This window comes from Butyrivibrio sp. INlla21 (assembly GCF_900116875.1).
Lineage (GTDB): Bacteria > Bacillota > Clostridia > Lachnospirales > Lachnospiraceae > Butyrivibrio.
Genome location: NZ_FPCC01000002.1, coordinates 16463 through 33030, shown reverse-complemented (window position 1 = coordinate 33030; position 16568 = coordinate 16463). Strand labels below are relative to the sequence as shown.

Sequence of the window (16568 nt, the reverse complement as noted above, 5' to 3'; positions counted from 1 at the left end):
GTCATCCCTTTTCAAAATAATCATCGATAAATCTCACATAAGAGCTGTCGCTCATGGGCTCGCCCAGATAATCTCCGATAAGGAAATCGCACCCGAGGCGCTCCGCCATCTCTTTTTCCTCCTTGGATCTTATATCCGAGGCGCATACAAAGATGCTGATATCATGGAAAAGATTGACGATGCCCTGTGCAAGCTTATACATCTGCTCTGAGCCGATCGCGTTTCTGATAACCTCAGGCGAGATATTTACCTGCAATATGGGAAGCGAGATTATTCTGGAAAGATTACCGTATCCGCTTCCGAATCTGTCGACTATTATCGAGACCTTAAGGTCTCCGAGCATTCTGATATTTCTTTCCGCGATGGTATTCATCGTGGTAAGGCAGGTCTCTGACAATTTAAGGCTTATCCATGACGGTTCGGCCTTTTCTTCTCTGAGAATCCTCTTAACTCTTCTCACAAAGTCGTTTCTTGATATCTCACCCTGGCACATTCCGACGATCGCTCTGTATTTTCCGTTCTTGTCTCCGCCGTTCCAGAATGCAAGCGATCTCGCCGCCATGCGAAGTACGTACTCATCGGTATCCATTATCGTCTGTGTTGTGCCTATATCGGGGATGTGGCTTCTTACATCAATCTCTTTTCCGTCCTTGTCATATAAAAAGCAGATCGCATCGGCGTTGTAGTTTATCTTATAAATCTTGGACATAAGAGGCTGGAACTTGACCACTGCTTTCTTCGCATCAAGGTTCTCTCTCGCCATATAATCATAGTCTCTGAGAAGCATCTTTTCACCGTGATTCAAAGAATCCACATCGACCACAATGTCATTAAGCTCCTCTATCTCTTCCGTGATCATATCAACCTTGGCCATGAGCTCCGCCGCGCTCTTATAGTGATCCGGATAATTCATTACAAAGCAGTGTCCGTCGATCTTAATGGTCATTCCGGATACATCAAATGACTTCTTTGTTCTCTGTGCAAGTTTCTCTGCAAGCGCCTTCGCATTTTTAACGTTGTCACTGTGAACCATTATCGCAAAGACATAATCGGAATATCTGTAGGTGTAAGTTGTGATCCTAAGTTCTTTTCTTCCGGCACGTTTAAGGTAATCGGCAATCTTTTTAAGCACCGCCTGAGCCTGCGAATATCCGATCTCCGAGCTGAGCGCTCTAACGTTGTCGATCGAAACAAAAACCGTATAATACGGGATATTTCTTTTTATCTTAAGATCTATTCCCTCAAAAAAGGCTTTCCTGTTGAGAATATTAAGATTCTCATCAACAAGCTCTCCGGGATTTTGAAGCGTTATGAATACAAGCGCAACACTGATCGCGCTATAGAAATTCTCGATAAGAATTTTGGGATTAAAGTATTGGAAAAAGACTCCGAAAAGAGAAAGTCCGACGTAGGCAAGAACTATCACCTTGGTCTTTAATCTCATAAGCTTGTCATATTTGAGTACCAGCAGGATACCAACACCCATGTAATAAAACGCAATGAAATAGAACATTATGATAAGGTTGTCTCTTTGATACAGACCCTCTTTGGTGTAATGGAAAAGAATAGGATGAAACCAGTTAATGACAACAAGAAGTATTCCGAGCATGAACCCGAAATAAAGTCCGAAAAAGCCTTTTAACGTCCTTATATCAAAGAAAATATCAAGGACTGACATTATATACAAAAGATAACAGATACCCGATCCCAAATGCGCAATGAAATATACGGATCCGCATACCATCTCAAGCGGATTGTACCATGGGGCATCGAACGGGTGAATCTGAAGCGTCGATTCTATACATTCGGAAAGCGTAGAAGCCAAGACAGCAAAAAAAAGCAACGAGTATGCCCTCTGTCTGTAAGCGGGTACTCGCCGTCTGGACAGAGAGGTAATTGCGATCGTTGCTAAAGTACACAAGGCGCATATATCAAAGTAATAGTTATAATGCATGCTTGGTCCTCGACACTAAAAGCATTCCGTCACTAAAATACGTTACCAATATTATACTTCTTTTTAGTCAATATTGATACGATATTGAGCAAATAAATCTATACTTTCAAGCCTATTTGCAAAGTCGCCGTTTGCATTCATCTTGGGCCAATCTTGCAGATAGATCTTATCGTCCTTGTTAAGGGGCTTAATATCGATCTCAAATGCTGCGCAGCCGTTGGCGCCCATGAATCTGTCGAGCCCAACTTCCCACTTTTGTCCGGTGTAGAAATTATCGGCTATTATCTCGCCGTCTTTCTTGATGACCGCGCTGTCTCCCGCATAAGCTATGTGCATGAAAAGTTCGTTCATATGCGGCATTTTACCGCTGATCTTTATTATGCCTTTTCCGTTTTCGAACTCAAAAGAAGCTTCTGCGTCATTTCCAAACGATTCCTTGCACTCATATATCGCAAATGCATCACCGTCCGTAAATGTACTGCCGGCATCGCTTTTTTTGCTGCATGTAAAATTAGCGGGCTCCTTTTTAAGCTCGGGATATACTCTAAACGAAGGCTTTTTGTTTTCGCCTTTTGCCACATCAAAATAAAGCTGCACTTTGCCGTCATTTCCGGTAACGGGCATACCCTCCGAGATCACAAGGTGCTCTTTTTTACCTATAACAACTTTGGACGATGCAAGTGCTTCGCCTCTTGTAAGAACAATTATCTTATTTCCTTTGGCATCTCCTTCAATGTCAAAAGAAACTTCTCTGTCAGTATCGGTGTAAAAGACATATGCTTTATGTCCTTTGCCGTCGACATCGTTTATTATGCACATGGGAGTGGCATCTATCGTAATAAGCGCACTATCGCCTATAGGCATACCAAACGGGTAAAAGAAAAAGTCACCGTCTGCGATATCTCTTTTGGCAAAAGAAGCAAGCTCGGTTCCGTCCTCTTTGTATGCAGTCGGAGCGATATCTTTGTGAAGTGCCATCTTATAGCGTCTTTGATAATTATTTACAAAAAGATATCCGCTGTTATAGGTATTACCCTTGGAATCTTTTCTCTTTTTGTATCTTACGGAAGTTCTGAGGTCAGTCAGATTGCCGGGCTTAAGAGGATTGCCGGGCTGCTCCGTGTAAGGCATATCGCAGAGATCGTCACCAAAATCATGAATGAAGCTTGCGATCATCCTTACTTCCTTGTAAGCGTCCTCCATCTGTCCGTACTCGCGAAGAGGCGCGTTAAAATCATATGAATATGCGGGAAGATCGTTGGGATAGCCTGTCTCTCTGGTTTCCTGAAGAGTCGTGAGCTTACCCTTTGGATTGGTTCCGCCGTGGTACATGTAATATCCCAGAAGATTGGCTCCGCATCCTATCTTGGTCATTGTCATCGCTGCTGTATCAAGCCCCGTGGCAATGGGTCTTCTGTGATGAGTAACCTGAAGTCCGCCTCCAAGCTCAGCCGTAAGGAACGGGAATTTATCCTGATCAAACGTGATACCTACGCCAAGTCCGTAGTCGGATCCTATATTGTGATCGTTTCTCTCTCTTGTAAAAATATAGTTGCCACTCGGCTCAATCTCAGTAAGTCTCTGATCCCACGGAGCCTCGCAGTAACCTCCCATAACAGGCACCATTCCACCTGTAACGGCGCCGCCCCAGCCTGTTGCCGTATATAAAGGCGCATCAAAACCGATCTCCAAAGCCATAGCCTTAAGAGTCTTCATATGCTGCTCGCCTTCTTCGCCGGTCTTACCGCCGCAGTGGCCGTATTCGTTTTCTATCTGGATACCGATAACGGGACCGTTGTCCTTGATAAAAAGACCTTTCGCCTGTTCATAGGTCTTTTCGTAAAAGGCTCTTACATGCTCAAGATATCTTGTATTGTCGGTTCTTACTTCGTAGCCGTTTTCTTCTCCGTCCTTTAAGAGCCAGTCTGGGAAGCCACCGTTTCTTGCTTCGCCGTGCGCCCAAGGACCGATCCTTAAGATGCTGTAAAGGCCGCACTTTTTGACAGTCTCAAGGAAATCCCTAAGACACCTGTCGCTCGTAAAATCAAATTCTCCTTGAATCTCCTCATGGTGAATCCAGATAACATAGAGTGAAACTATATCTATGCCGCCCGCTTTCATCTTGAGAAGCTCCTGCTCCCAATACTTCTTGGGGCACCTTGAAAAGTGCATCTCTCCCATCATCGGGAACCATCGTTTTCCGTCTACCATAAGGCTTACAGGGTCAAAAGAAATCTTGGAGTTTTTATCTATATGCATATAACAAACCTCATCATAAAATCAAACTAACGCTAATTTGCCTTCTCTTTTTGTCACTCTGTCTCGGTACTCTTTCGCAACATTATCTCGTGATTTTTGAGCCTCTGACTCGGAACCGTCTCTCCTTCAATACTTCTTATGAGAGATGAAGCCGTAACCGCACCAAGATTTCTGTCGTTAAATCGCAGCGCAGTGACGGGAGGCCTGGAATTTTCCAAAAAAGTGCTGTCGTAAAAAGATGCTATCTTGATATCTTCCGGAATACGAACACCGGCTTCAGCACACTTTGTAAGAACCTCTCCGACAAATCCGTCGTCCATGCAGATAATGCCCTCGACGTCCTTGGATAAAATATCTTTTATCGCATCATCAAGCTTCTGTGTGTTCTCGATATCAAGATATACCAGTCCCTCATCGATCTTAATATCATGCTTTTCATGAGCATCCTTAAAGGCCTTGAACCTTGTCCTGGTTATTATATGGTTCTTGGAGCCTCCGATAAGCGCAAGTCTCTTGAGACCTTTCCCCAAAATATACTCAATCAGCTCAACGCAGGCATCATAGTTGTCATTGTCAACCCAGAGTATATCCTGATAACCGGTACTTCCTACCACAACAAACGGTACTCCGCGCTCTTTAAGATACACCAACGCAACATCATCAACCAGCGTTCTTGTAAGGATAGCTCCGTCAACCTTATGGTTTTCAATTATCCTCTTCAAACCTGTGATGTTGTCGTTAGCTGCCATTGTGAGCATGACGTCATAGCCGTAATTGGCCGCGATCTCCGCGATACCGACGATCAGCTTTTGGAAAAAAGGTATCTCCATAGCACTGTAATCATCGGGCCAAACAACGGCAAGGTTGTGCGTATGTTGACGCTCGGAATACCTTTGTCCCGCAAGCGCCTTTGCCATCATATTGGGCTCGTAGTTGTTTTTTTCAACATAATCCATCACCCTGTCCTTGGTACCGGAGCCTATCCTTCCTTTTCCCGATATGGCTCTGGAGACAGTTGTCTTGGATATTCCAAGTGCTTTGGCGATGTCTGAAATTGTAATCTTTTTACCGGACATTTTTTTACCTCGTGGGGGACGAAGCATGTGCGTAGGCTCTGTTACATCAGCCCTTTACAGCACCGCCCGTAACACCTTCAACATAGTACTTCTGAAGGAACATGAACAGTAAAGTAACGGGAATGGATATAAGCACGCCGCCGGCGCAGAATCTTGTGAAATAACCCTGATAGTCGTTAGTCCACACCCATCTTGTCATCGCAACAGCTACGTTGTAGCTGGGATCGTGACCGAAAGCAACATATGAAGCAAATACATAATCACACCATGGAGCCATGAAAGCTACCAATGCAGTGTAGATAATAATAGGCTTGATTATCGGAAGGATCATGGAAACAAAGATCTTTGCTCTTGTAGCTCCGTCAATCCTGGCAGCTTCATCAAGCGCCTTCGGGATCGTATCAAAAAATCCTTTGCAGACATAATACTGCATTCCGGAGCTTGCTACCGATACAAGAATAAGTCCGGGAACCGCGCCTTCCTGAGTAAGTCCGAACTGCTTCAAAAGGAAGTACAGGCAGATCATTGTAAGGAAGCCGGGGAACATTCCGAGTATAAGCCAGAATTTCATAAGGAATGTACGTCCCGTAAATCTCATTCTTGAAAGCGCATAGCTTACGCAAAGAATGATCAGCGTTTGGAAAAGGGCTACAAAAAACGCGATAATAAGCGTATTTGCATACCATCTTACATAATTGGTCTCTCCCGAAAACAGGAATTTATAGTTATCAAGCGAAAATGACTTAGGCACAAGATAATTAACCATTCCGCCGTATTCCGTGGCATAGCTTCTAAAGCTCTGAAGCACAAGTCCAACAAACGGGAACAGCCAGATAATACTTATAAGTATAAGGACCACATAGGTCACTGCATTTTCGATCGCTCTTTTCTTTTTCATTATTGGAATCCCTCCTCATCACGTACAGACGGAAGCCTGTTGTAAACAGATAACATAACAACGGCGGTAACGATAAATACCATGATACCGATTACGGCTGCCATCTTGTAATTGGTCTCGTTTACGGTCATCTTATAAAGCCATGTAACAAGAAGATCCGTATTTCCCGCGTTGCCCTTAAGGCTCATGGACTGCGGTCTTCCCTGAGTGAGAAGATAGATTACGTTAAAGTTATTTAGGTTACCCGTAAACTGGGTAAGAAGATAAGGACCCGTTACAAACATCATGTACGGAAGCGTGATGCTCTTAAACATCTGCCAGCCACTGGCTCCGTCTATCCTTGCGCTCTCATAGAGGTCCTCGGGGATATTCATGAGAATACCCGTTGTGATAAGCATCATGTAAGGAATACCGATCCAGATATTGACTACAAGGATAGTTATCCTTGCAAGCATCGGATCTGCCCAGAACGGGATGTAACTGTTTATGACACCCCATTTTATGAGGTATCCGTTTATAAGTCCGTCGGGCGCAAACAATCTCATGATATACAAAAGAGATACGAACTGCGGAACGGCTATCGTAAGTACGAGGATCGTTCTCCACAGTTTTTTGAATTTAATGCCTTTTTTGTTGATGAGCATTGCAACTCCAAGTCCGAGGAAATAGTCAACGAACGTAGCAAGAAATGCCCACACAAGTGTCCATGCCAAAACTCTTACGAAAGTATAGCCCATTCCCTGACTTCCGAAAGATAAGATATTCTTAAAGTTATCCAGTCCTACCCAGGTAAAAAGATTGGACGGCGACTGGTGATTCTTGTCGTAGTTGGTAAATGCGACGAGGATCATAAATGCTATGGGAAGCACCGTAAACACAAAAATTCCCGTCACCGGAATGGCGAGAAGTGTCTTATGAAAATTCTCATCCAAAAGAGACATGAAGACGGCTTTATTCGTAGGAAGAGTTTTTCCCTCTTTTAGCAAAAGCTCCTCTTTACGATTCTCTTTTACATTCAGATACCATACGATTATCAGTGCGATAACCGCAAACACACTTAAGACACCGAACAGCAGGATCAGGAAACTGTTGTCTCCGTATACGGTCTTTCTTCCTACTTTCTGTGTCAGGGTTGTTCCGAGAGTATTTATCTTGGAAATATATCCCCATCCAAAGCCTGCCATGTATACGACAAAAGCAATCTCGCATAACAAAAGCACAGCTCCTATAAGAATCTGCCCCCTAAGAAGCGGACCAAGGCCAAATATAAAGAATGACAATTTGGTCTTTAGATCTCCTTCTTTAAAAGTAACTCCTATCTCCCTAAACCCTGAAAGAAGCGCGTTCTTTTTCTTTTCCTTGGTACCCCGTGCCATATTCAGCTCCTTTTCTCTAATCTGACTCTAAATTATTATATAGGCTCGGAAACATTACGAATCCGAGCCCACATAGTCTTTTTATCCGTTTAATTATTTAACGTAACTCTCACATGTTGCCTGGAAATCTGAAAGAGCCTTGTTGAGATCGTCATCACTTGATGCTGCTGAAATCTCACCTGCGATTACAGAATCTCCGAGTGACTTTGCAAGATCCCAATACTCTCCGGGATACTGTCCCTGAGGAATTGTGTACTGAAGCTGATCTGCAAGTGCTGAAAGAGCTACATCGGCCTTTACAACGTCTGACTGCTGAGCTTTAAGGTTTGAAGGTCCCCAGTTAACTGCTTCGTATCTAGCAAGCTGAACCTCTTCGCTTGAAAGGAACTCTGCGAGTGCATCACATACAGCGAGCTTGTTCTCATCTTCCTGAGGCTTAACACCGAGAAGCTTGAATCCACCGAATCCGCTCATCTGATATGTCTTGCCGTCTGCTCCCTCAAATGAAGGAAGCTTAGCGCATGCGTAGTTGTCACCGAATACTTCTTTAACTGCTTCTGCATCCCATGTTCCGTCAACGATCGCACCAACGTCAGTTGCATTGCTGATGGCTGATCCGTTCTTGAAAGCCTTTGAAGAAGTAAGCTCAATGATCTCCTTAAGAGCTACGACACCTTCGGGTGATGCATAAGAAGCATTACACTTAGTGAAGTTACCTTCATCGTTTGTCTCATATGAGAGCTCAGCACCTGTTCCGAAGAAGAATGCTGTCTGATACCAACCTGAATTAGCCTCAAAGTAGAAGTTCTTTCCTGCTGCCTCACAATCTGCAACGATGCCTTCGAGTGTTGAAGGATCCTTTACAACACTCTTGTCATAGTAAAGGAAATATCCGTTATCTGATGTGATGGGATAAGCATAAAGCTTGTCACCTACAGTTGCGGCTGCTACAGCACCTGTATCGTTCTCAGCCTTAACCTTCTTGGCATTCTCAGGCTCAACTTCCTCAAGTGCTCCTGCAGAAACAAGTCTTGCGATCTGGTCCTGAGCAAATACAAATACGTCCGCACCTGCCTTAACGTCTGTGATCATGTTGCCGGCTGCATCGCCTTCACCGGTAGCTTCGACGTTAAATGTATATCCTTCAAATTCGGGATGAGCTTTTTTGAACTCATCGATCTGAGTGTTTGTAAAATCTACTACATTATCAGCCACCCACACTTTAACTTCACCGCTGCCAAACTCGCTCTTCTTGCTACCGCATCCGGTAAAAAGAGTTGCCAAGACAGTGGCAGTCATTAAAACTGAAACCAATTTCTTTTTCATTTTATACCCTCCATAGTTGACATTCCGCTTGCACGTTATTGCGCAAACGGTTGCTCTAAAATTAGCTTATGACCTGGACGGTTTTTTGTCAATAAAGCACATTCTATGATTATTTCATTATCGATTTATATAAAATGCACATTGACTTTTTGGAATTTCGGTATCGTTACCGGGAACGTTTCCTTTTCTTCCGCTTAAAACTCCCTTTTTAAGAAGTAAACCCCATTTTGTGAGAGTTTTCCCATATTGCTCATGTCAAAAAGTTTCTTCATGAGTTCCGGAACGGAAATCTCGATTCCTCTCTCCGAAATCTTCTCCATAATGCCGGAAGAAGAAATCGGAATTACGTCAACGCTTTCAAGAATCGCGGTTTCAAGGGCTTCTTCGGGTTCCGGCTCTGCAAAAGTAGTCTCTGGGGACGGGGCTTGCGTAGTAGCGGCAGGCACCTGCTCGGAGCCGGGGGACGGAGATTGCGATCCGGTTTGAGCAGCCACGACAGGCATGTGAAGTGGTTTGTTCTGCGCATCTGCGGTGGACATTTGAAGTGCTCTGTTTTGCGATGCTGCGCGACTCCTCACATGCCAGAGCCTGTCGATGACATCATTTACATCAATAACTACACCGGCACCCTGGCTTATCAAGTAATTGCAACCATCGCTCAACCGATCCGTCAGCCTTCCCGGGCATGCCAAAACCTCTTTTCCCTGTTCAAGCGCGGTATCCACCGTGATCTGCGTTCCGGATTTGCGCCTTGCTTCCACAACCACAACAACATCCGAAAGCGCACTGATTATCCTGTTTCTCATAGGAAAAAAGTTGGCTTTGGGCTCAGTTCCCGGCGGATACTCCGATATCACTCCTCCGCTAAGGCACAGTTCCTCATACACATCTCTGTTGTCATCGGGATAGCAAACATCCACGCCGCTTCCGACGATCGCATAGGATGCGCCTCCGGCCTGAAGTGCCGCCTTTTGGCTGATCCCGTCAACTCCTCTTGCCATTCCGCTTATAACCTGCACTCCCGCAAAAGCAAGTCCTCTTCCGATCTGCCTTGCCATATACCTTCCGTACTCAGAGCACATTCTGGCTCCGATAATGGCTACAGCCGGCTTATCCGGATTGGGCAATCTTCCCTTCACGTACAGCGCAAACGGCGGGTCTGCTATATTCTTTAGTTTCTCGGGATACTCATCATCTATTCTTGAAATAAATCTAATTCCTTTGTTTTCAAGCTTTCTTCTTTCTTTTTCAAAATCCCAGACATTTCTTGATTTTATAAGTGAATCAACTTGCTTTTCACTTAAAAACATCGAAAGCTCTTTTTTATCCATGCCGTATATTTCCTTGCAGGTTCTGTCTCCGCAAAGGAGTTTATCTATTGATTTATTTCCTATTCCTCGTATGTTAAATAACCAAAGCGCGTAATCATTCTCAGTTAATTTTCCTGTCATTCACTTTCCTCTCTGCTGTTCCAATATTGTCCGTCGGACATTCTATAGCCAAAAGCCTCCATCAGATGTATCTTTTCTATTCTTTCGGAGCCGTCAAGATCAGCGATCGTCCTCGCAAGCTTAAGAATTTTATGATATGCCCTGGCACTTAGCTCCATCGTACAAAACGTATGCTCCATGAACGCTTGCTCAACGCTTCCCAGCTTACAGTATTTATCTATCTCCTTCGGAGTCATCTGCGAGTTAAAAGAAATCCCGGTTCCCGCAAATCTCTCTTCCTGAATCTTTCTTGCTCTCATCACTCTTTCGCGAATCTGTTTGCTTGATTCACCGGCTCTTTTGTATCCTGCCGAAAGATCGGCAATATCTACCTTTGGCACTTCGACCACGATATCTATTCTGTCCAGGATAGGTCCCGAAATGTGTGATAGATATCTCTTAATCTCATGCGGAAGACAGGTACACTTGTTCCTGTCGGGATAATAGCCGCACGGGCAGGGATTCATCGCGCCGACAAGCTGGAAATCCGCGGGATAAGCATAATTCCCCTTGCTTCTTGTTATATTTACAACCTTATCTTCCATGGGCTGCCTGAGCATATCAATAAGCGACCTTGAAAACTCAGGCATCTCATCAAGAAAAAGAACTCCTCTGTGCGCAAGAGAGATGAGCCCCGGCCTCGGAAGTCCTCCACCTCCTACAAGCGCCGATTCCGTCACCATGTGATGAGTGCTCATGAAAGGTCTTTTGGTGATAAGCGCCTTGTTATCGGGCATTCTTCCCGCAACGGAATAAATTGTTGTAACTTCCATGCTCTCATCTTCCGACAACGGCGGAAGAATAGTAGGAATTCTCTTTGCTATCATGCTTTTTCCCGTTCCCGGCGGCCCCACCAGCAAAAGATGATGGAAGCCCGCCGCGGCTATCTCGGCAGCTCTTTTGGCTCCTGCTTGCCCGTTAATATCGGAGAAATCAAGCTTGTCATCGTAGATATCTTTTTCGGTGAAAAGACTCTTTATATCAACCTTCGTCGGTGGAATAAGCTCGTCGCGCTCCTTCTCGTTCGCAGACAGATATGCTATAACTTCCTGAAGCGAACTGATTCCCACAATCTTCATACCGGGCACTACCGCGCCCTCTTTGGCATTCTTCGTAGGCAGGATTATCGTCTTGTATCCCTTGCTCTTAGCCTTAGTAACTATGGGAAGCGTTCCCTTTATCGGACGAATGTCGCCATCAAGACCTATCTCGCCAAGAAATAGGATGCCTTTTACCGCTTCCTCTTTGATATCTCCCGTCGCTGTCAAAATACCAACCGCAATAGGCAGGTCCACAACAATTCCTTCTTTTCTTATAACCGCAGGTGAAAGGTTGACCGTAATCTTTGCAACCGGAACCTTGTATCCCACGTTCTTAAGCGCAACCTTAACTCTGGCGCCGGCCTCCTTCACGTCGCCGCTCATAAAGCCAACCATATTGAATCCGGGCAGCCCATCCGACACATCGACCTCAACCTTCATAATGTAAGAGTCAATGCCCCTAACGGCTCCCGAAGTAATTGAACTAAACATTTACTTCCTCTTTTCTCTTTTTAATTGTTCAAGCCTTTTGTCTTTTAAAAATCAATCTTGGGAAAAATCACCTCGAACGAAGTGACCTTCTTAAAGAATTATCACGAAGAATAATGTATCAAATCTTGGAGGATTTGTAAATATCTGAACCAAAAACAAAACTGCCTCCCAGCGGCATATAATCGGCAATAATTACCGCTGCTACGCTTGTTTTTCTTCTCAGGCGGTGCATTCCTAGACTTTCGTACCGCCGCTGCGCTCTTTTTTCTCTCCAGGCGGTACACCGGGCAGGCCTTGGCCTGCCACATTATTCCTTTCCTGCTTGATCAACGAATTATCAGCCGAGAAAAAGGATTGACAATCCTTTTCCGGCTGATAAACTACGCCCAAGCAGGAGCGGGATAAAGCACTGCCATTCCCTGATTCAGATGTTGACCGCTCCTTGCAGGAAAGCAATAAAAAAAGAGCCCAGCACCTAGTGCTAAGCTCAAATCTTGCCAATATGTGCATGCCGCCAAGAACACTTCCGCGGCACACCACCTATCACCGCAGCATCTTGTTCTGCATGGTCTCGGGGTCCTGAGCAAACTGAAGCGCCATCTCGCGAGATATCTTCTGCGCTCTGTAGAGATCAAGGATGGCGTCGTCCATTGTGATCATGCCCTGCTTCCTGTACGTCTGCATATAAGTAATAAGCTGATGAGACTTACCTTCACGGATGAGGTTTCTCACAGCGCTGTTGACATGAAGCACTTCGAACGCTGCGCTTCTTGAAACGCCGTCTGCCGACGGAATAAGCTGCTGGGAAATAACCGCTTCAAGTACTCCCGCAAGCTGAATCCTGATCTGCTGCTGTTGATGAGACGGGAATACATCGATAAGTCTGTCGACCGTGTTGGATGCTCCGATCGTATGAACGGTAGAAAGCACAAGATGTCCGGTCTCCGCAGCTGTAATGGCCGTGCTTATTGTCTCAAGATCTCTCATCTCTCCGACAAGAATGACATCGGGATCCTCTCGAAGTGCCGCTCTAAGCGCATTGGCGTACGAATTGGAATCCGTTCCGATCTCTCTTTGGTTAACGATAGAGAGTCTGTGCTGGTATGTGAACTCGATAGGGTCTTCAAGCGTTATTACATGCGCTTCCCTGTTGTTGTTTATCATATCGATAATGGAAGCGAGCGTTGTCGACTTACCGCTTCCGGTCGGTCCAGTAACAAGTATGAGTCCTCTTTTTTTCTTATAAAGATCTATTACAGTCTCAGGTATTCCGAGGCTCTCGGCTGTCGGGATCTTGGTTGCAACAACTCTGAAAGCCATAGCGACAGAACCTCTTTGTCTAAAGAGATTTAGTCTGAAACGACCTACTCCCGGGATTGAGAAAGACATATCGTGCTGTCCGTTCTCCTCAAGCTTCTGCCTCTGTTTCTCATTCATGATCTCTTCAGCAATCTCCTGAGTGTCGGACGGCATCATCTTTTCGTAATTATCCATAGCGATAAGATTACCGTTAAGTCTCATCTTGGGAGGAAGGCCGACCGTGATATGTACGTCGGATGCCCCTCTTTCTTTTGCTTCTTTTAAGATCTCTTCAATCTTTGACATAGTACCCCTTTTGAATCAGACATACTCAGGCTCATCAACGGAGAATCCAAGAGCTTTCATCTTGGAAGTATCCATGATATAGCGGTTGTCCATTGTTTTCATGATATCTACTATCTCGAGATTACCATATGCGCCCCTATTGGAGAGGTCGATAATTGTATTATCCTTAAAGCTGAGCACCGTAGGTCTTAAGAAATCAGCCTCGTTGGTTCTTATAACAAGCGCCTTCTCGCCGGTATTAAGCTCGACACTTACGCCGGGGAAAAGAATGTTGAGCGAATCAACAAGCGCTTTTACTACCTTGTGGTCAAAAACATCACTTCTCTGCATCATCTTCCTGATGACAAGCACCTCTGAAATAGGCGCATCATCTACTCTCACGGCTGTCTCCTTATCGAAAACGCCCGCAACAACAAGTACCTTTGCAGAGATAAGAGCCTTGCTCGTATCAACTATATTATTGCGCCAATAATCATAGAGAATCTTTCTCGACTGATTACAAGCACGCCTTACATTCGGCAAGAAAGAAAATGCATCATCAATGATGGGATATCCCGCAACTTCATGAGCATCGATAACTGAAAGCTCCTCCTGTGAACAGTTAAGCTTGGACTGAAGCTCTGCGTTAAGTGTAAGCTTTCCTATGTCGTGGATAACTCCCGCCATAACCGCTTCATTCTGGTCTGACAACGACACGCCGAGTGAATGGCATATCATGGCACTTAAAATACCTACATTTAATGAATGCTTGTAGATATAATCTTCTGTACTTCTAAGAGCCTGCTGGAACGTGATCTTCTTGTTCAGGTTACCGTAGCTCTTGATTATCTGAGCACAAATATTCGGGAAATGCTCCTGTTTATGGGTCTTGACGATATGCTCCATTTCATCCATGATCTCATGGTACATGACCGTCTGAAACCTCTCAAATTCAATATCATCCTGTGTCATAGGCGGAACAGGCTCCGCGGGCTCTAAGATAAAGACGCCGATAAGACCGAAGTTCTTGATATTCTCGATACTCTGCATATCCTTAAGAACATGCGCCCTATCATACAAAAGAGCTCCCTTCTTGCTGTAAATCGGCCTTGCAAGCCTCATCCCCGGTTTCAACTCATCACACTTAATAAAAAGCATGCCTTCTTTCTCCTCCGAAAAAAATCCTTCTATTTACATATAATTATCATTCCTACCAGGTAAAAAATCAATGACAATCAAGTAAGTTCATCCAAAGTATTGCCATATGAAGACAGGAACTCATTTACAAAGTCGAGAACCTCGGGAAGCTCCTGATAAAGGCTCCTTATCGTCTTCTCCGTGCTCTCTTTTGCTGTTCTGAACTCGCTGTTGCCCGCACCTGTCTCAGCCATACATTTGATAAGCGCAGACAGCTTGTCCGCAGCTTTTACAAGTCTTCTCATATAACGCTCATCGTCATTATCATCCGCCTTGAAAATAGCTTCAAAAGATGGCCTTAAGTCATCGGGAAGCTTTTCAAGAAGCTTATCATCTGCGATCGCTTCAACTTCCTTATATGCTTTCTTCAAGTCCTTATTAAAATATTTAACGGGCGTAGGCATATCTCCGGTTATAATCTCCGAAGCATCGTGATAAAGCCCGATAAGAGCGGCCTTATTGGCATCGAGATTCTTGCCGTAACGCACATTTCCTATGGTGCAAAGCGCATGCGCGATCATAGCAACCTCCATTGAATGCTCGCAGAGATTCTCCTGCCTTGTGTTACGCATAAGCGCCCATCTGTCTATGTATTTCATTCTTGAAATAAGTGCAAAGAAATTGTAATTCATCGTATTCCCCTTTTCCCCGATTTATTATATTCGGCTCCGCTTAAGCTCTTTTACCCTGTCAAAAGCAGAACTCCGCCATTACCGTATTGCTGACATCAAGCCCCTTTTCGGTAAGCCTTAATCTGTTTCCGTCTGTCTCTATAAGTCCGAGTGTCTTGTACTTTACAATAACATCTCCGTAGACATCCTCTGCCTTTTTCCCAAACTGCCTGTAAAAAAGATCCATGTCAACGCCCTTTACAAGCCGAAGCCCCAAGAACATGAACTCCTCCATCTGAGATTCCAAAGAAAGCTCTTCTTTTTCCGAAACGACGCTCTCTGAGGCTGAAAGTCTGCCGATATATTCCATTATATCAGTGATATTGCTAAATCGCACATTTTCTATCATCGAAGATGCGCCAAGCCCCAGTCCGAGATAGTTTCCGCGTTCCCAGTAAACCTTGTTGTGATAGCACTCGTTCTTTTCACCGTCTCCCAATGCATAATTGGAAATCTCATATCTGTGATAGCCGCTCTCTGCAAGGATTCTCTTGGTCTCATGGTACATAAGGCGGTCTGTGTCTTCATCCGGAAGATCAAGCTCCATGTCAAAAAAGGGTGTGCCTTCCTCAACAATAAGGCTGTAAGCGGAAATATGCGTAGGCTTAAGCTCAACTGCCTTTTTCAAAGTCGAAAGATAAGTCTCAAGACTCTGCCCCGGAAGAGCACTCATCAGGTCGATGTTGATATTCTCAAAGCCCGCTTCCACCGCATCCTCATAGGTCTTAATAAACGTGGAAAAGTCATGTATCCTTCCGAGCTTCTTAAGTTCATCGTCATTAAAAGACTGTGCTCCTATGCTGAGCCTGTTTATGCCGGCAGCCTTGTATTTTATCAGCTTGTCAAAAGAGGCTGTTCCGGGATTCATCTCAATCGTGATCTCGACATCCTCACTGAATTTAAATTTGGAATGTAATTGATCAAGAATATCGCAGATATACTCGGTATCAGGTAAGGAAGGTGTTCCTCCTCCGAAGAACACCGACTTTACCGTATAATCCTTGTATGTATCCGCATATAAACAGATTTCTTTGGAAAGGGCGTCAAAATACCTATTGATCAGATCCTTTTCCGCCGTAAAAGATAAAAAATCGCAATAAAGACATTTGCGTGCACAAAAAGGAATGTGCACATATATCGACAAATCTTGGCTTGAATGCATATTGTAGAAAACCTCCGGCGCCGATGCGCTTTGGTATAAGGAA

At 44.6% G+C, this 16568-nt stretch carries 12 protein-coding genes; all 12 read right to left on the bottom strand.

What is annotated here, in order from left to right:
• Position 1: 1 nt before the first annotated feature.
• A complete protein-coding gene (locus tag BM377_RS00175; protein ID WP_177223742.1) occupies positions 2 to 1843 on the bottom strand; it encodes an EAL domain-containing protein in 1842 nt (613 codons plus the stop codon).
• A 174-nt stretch (positions 1844 to 2017) separates the two neighbouring features.
• Positions 2018 to 4213: a beta-galactosidase gene (locus BM377_RS00170; protein ID WP_092241864.1), complete on the bottom strand. Its 2196-nt coding sequence runs from the start codon at positions 4211 to 4213 to the stop codon at positions 2018 to 2020.
• Positions 4214 to 4266: 53 nt separating this feature from the next.
• On the bottom strand, positions 4267 to 5289 hold the full coding sequence (locus BM377_RS00165; RefSeq protein ID WP_092241861.1) for a LacI family DNA-binding transcriptional regulator: 1023 nt from the start codon (positions 5287 to 5289) through the stop codon (positions 4267 to 4269).
• A gap of 46 nt (positions 5290 to 5335) precedes the next feature.
• Positions 5336 to 6187, bottom strand: coding sequence for a sugar ABC transporter permease (locus BM377_RS00160; RefSeq protein WP_092241858.1), 852 nt, complete (start codon positions 6185 to 6187; stop codon positions 5336 to 5338).
• Complete coding sequence (locus BM377_RS00155; RefSeq protein WP_092241855.1) at positions 6187 to 7563, bottom strand: carbohydrate ABC transporter permease; 1377 nt, start codon at positions 7561 to 7563, stop codon at positions 6187 to 6189. The genes BM377_RS00160 and BM377_RS00155 overlap by 1 nt, the downstream gene beginning before the upstream one ends.
• Positions 7564 to 7656: 93 nt before the next feature.
• Positions 7657 to 8889, bottom strand: a complete 1233-nt coding sequence (locus BM377_RS00150) for an extracellular solute-binding protein (protein ID WP_092241848.1) — start codon at positions 8887 to 8889, stop codon at positions 7657 to 7659.
• 194 nt (positions 8890 to 9083) lie between these two features.
• Positions 9084 to 10340, bottom strand: coding sequence for a DNA-processing protein DprA (gene dprA, locus BM377_RS00145; protein WP_092241843.1), 1257 nt, complete (start codon positions 10338 to 10340; stop codon positions 9084 to 9086).
• Entirely contained in the window at positions 10337 to 11911 is a 1575-nt protein-coding gene (locus tag BM377_RS00140) for a YifB family Mg chelatase-like AAA ATPase (RefSeq protein WP_092241840.1), read from the bottom strand. Before BM377_RS00140 ends, dprA begins: the two co-directional genes overlap by 4 nt.
• 543 nt (positions 11912 to 12454) lie before the next feature.
• A complete protein-coding gene (locus BM377_RS00135) occupies positions 12455 to 13516 on the bottom strand; it encodes a type IV pilus twitching motility protein PilT (RefSeq protein ID WP_092241835.1) in 1062 nt (353 codons plus the stop codon).
• A gap of 15 nt (positions 13517 to 13531) precedes the next feature.
• Positions 13532 to 14653 (bottom strand): HD-GYP domain-containing protein, encoded by a 1122-nt coding sequence (locus BM377_RS00130; RefSeq protein WP_092241833.1) that lies wholly within the window; start codon positions 14651 to 14653, stop codon positions 13532 to 13534.
• A gap of 77 nt (positions 14654 to 14730) precedes the next feature.
• Positions 14731 to 15324: a 5'-deoxynucleotidase gene (yfbR, locus tag BM377_RS00125; protein ID WP_092241831.1), complete on the bottom strand. Its 594-nt coding sequence runs from the start codon at positions 15322 to 15324 to the stop codon at positions 14731 to 14733.
• Between the two features lie 58 nt (positions 15325 to 15382).
• On the bottom strand, positions 15383 to 16525 hold the full coding sequence (hemW, locus tag BM377_RS00120; RefSeq protein ID WP_092241828.1) for a radical SAM family heme chaperone HemW: 1143 nt from the start codon (positions 16523 to 16525) through the stop codon (positions 15383 to 15385).
• Between the last annotated feature and the right edge of the window lie 43 nt (positions 16526 to 16568).

Coding starts and splice junctions, on each gene's coding strand:
- BM377_RS00155 (WP_092241855.1), bottom strand. CDS start 7,563: ATGGCACGGGGTACCAAGGAAAAGAAAAAGAACGCGCTTCTTTCAGGG.
- hemW (WP_092241828.1), bottom strand. CDS start 16,525: ATGCATTCAAGCCAAGATTTGTCGATATATGTGCACATTCCTTTTTGT.
- BM377_RS00140 (WP_092241840.1), bottom strand. CDS start 11,911: ATGTTTAGTTCAATTACTTCGGGAGCCGTTAGGGGCATTGACTCTTAC.
- BM377_RS00170 (WP_092241864.1), bottom strand. CDS start 4,213: ATGCATATAGATAAAAACTCCAAGATTTCTTTTGACCCTGTAAGCCTT.
- BM377_RS00160 (WP_092241858.1), bottom strand. CDS start 6,187: ATGAAAAAGAAAAGAGCGATCGAAAATGCAGTGACCTATGTGGTCCTT.
- BM377_RS00165 (WP_092241861.1), bottom strand. CDS start 5,289: ATGTCCGGTAAAAAGATTACAATTTCAGACATCGCCAAAGCACTTGGA.
- yfbR (WP_092241831.1), bottom strand. CDS start 15,324: ATGAATTACAATTTCTTTGCACTTATTTCAAGAATGAAATACATAGAC.
- BM377_RS00130 (WP_092241833.1), bottom strand. CDS start 14,653: ATGCTTTTTATTAAGTGTGATGAGTTGAAACCGGGGATGAGGCTTGCA.
- dprA (WP_092241843.1), bottom strand. CDS start 10,340: ATGACAGGAAAATTAACTGAGAATGATTACGCGCTTTGGTTATTTAAC.
- BM377_RS00150 (WP_092241848.1), bottom strand. CDS start 8,889: ATGAAAAAGAAATTGGTTTCAGTTTTAATGACTGCCACTGTCTTGGCA.
- BM377_RS00135 (WP_092241835.1), bottom strand. CDS start 13,516: ATGTCAAAGATTGAAGAGATCTTAAAAGAAGCAAAAGAAAGAGGGGCA.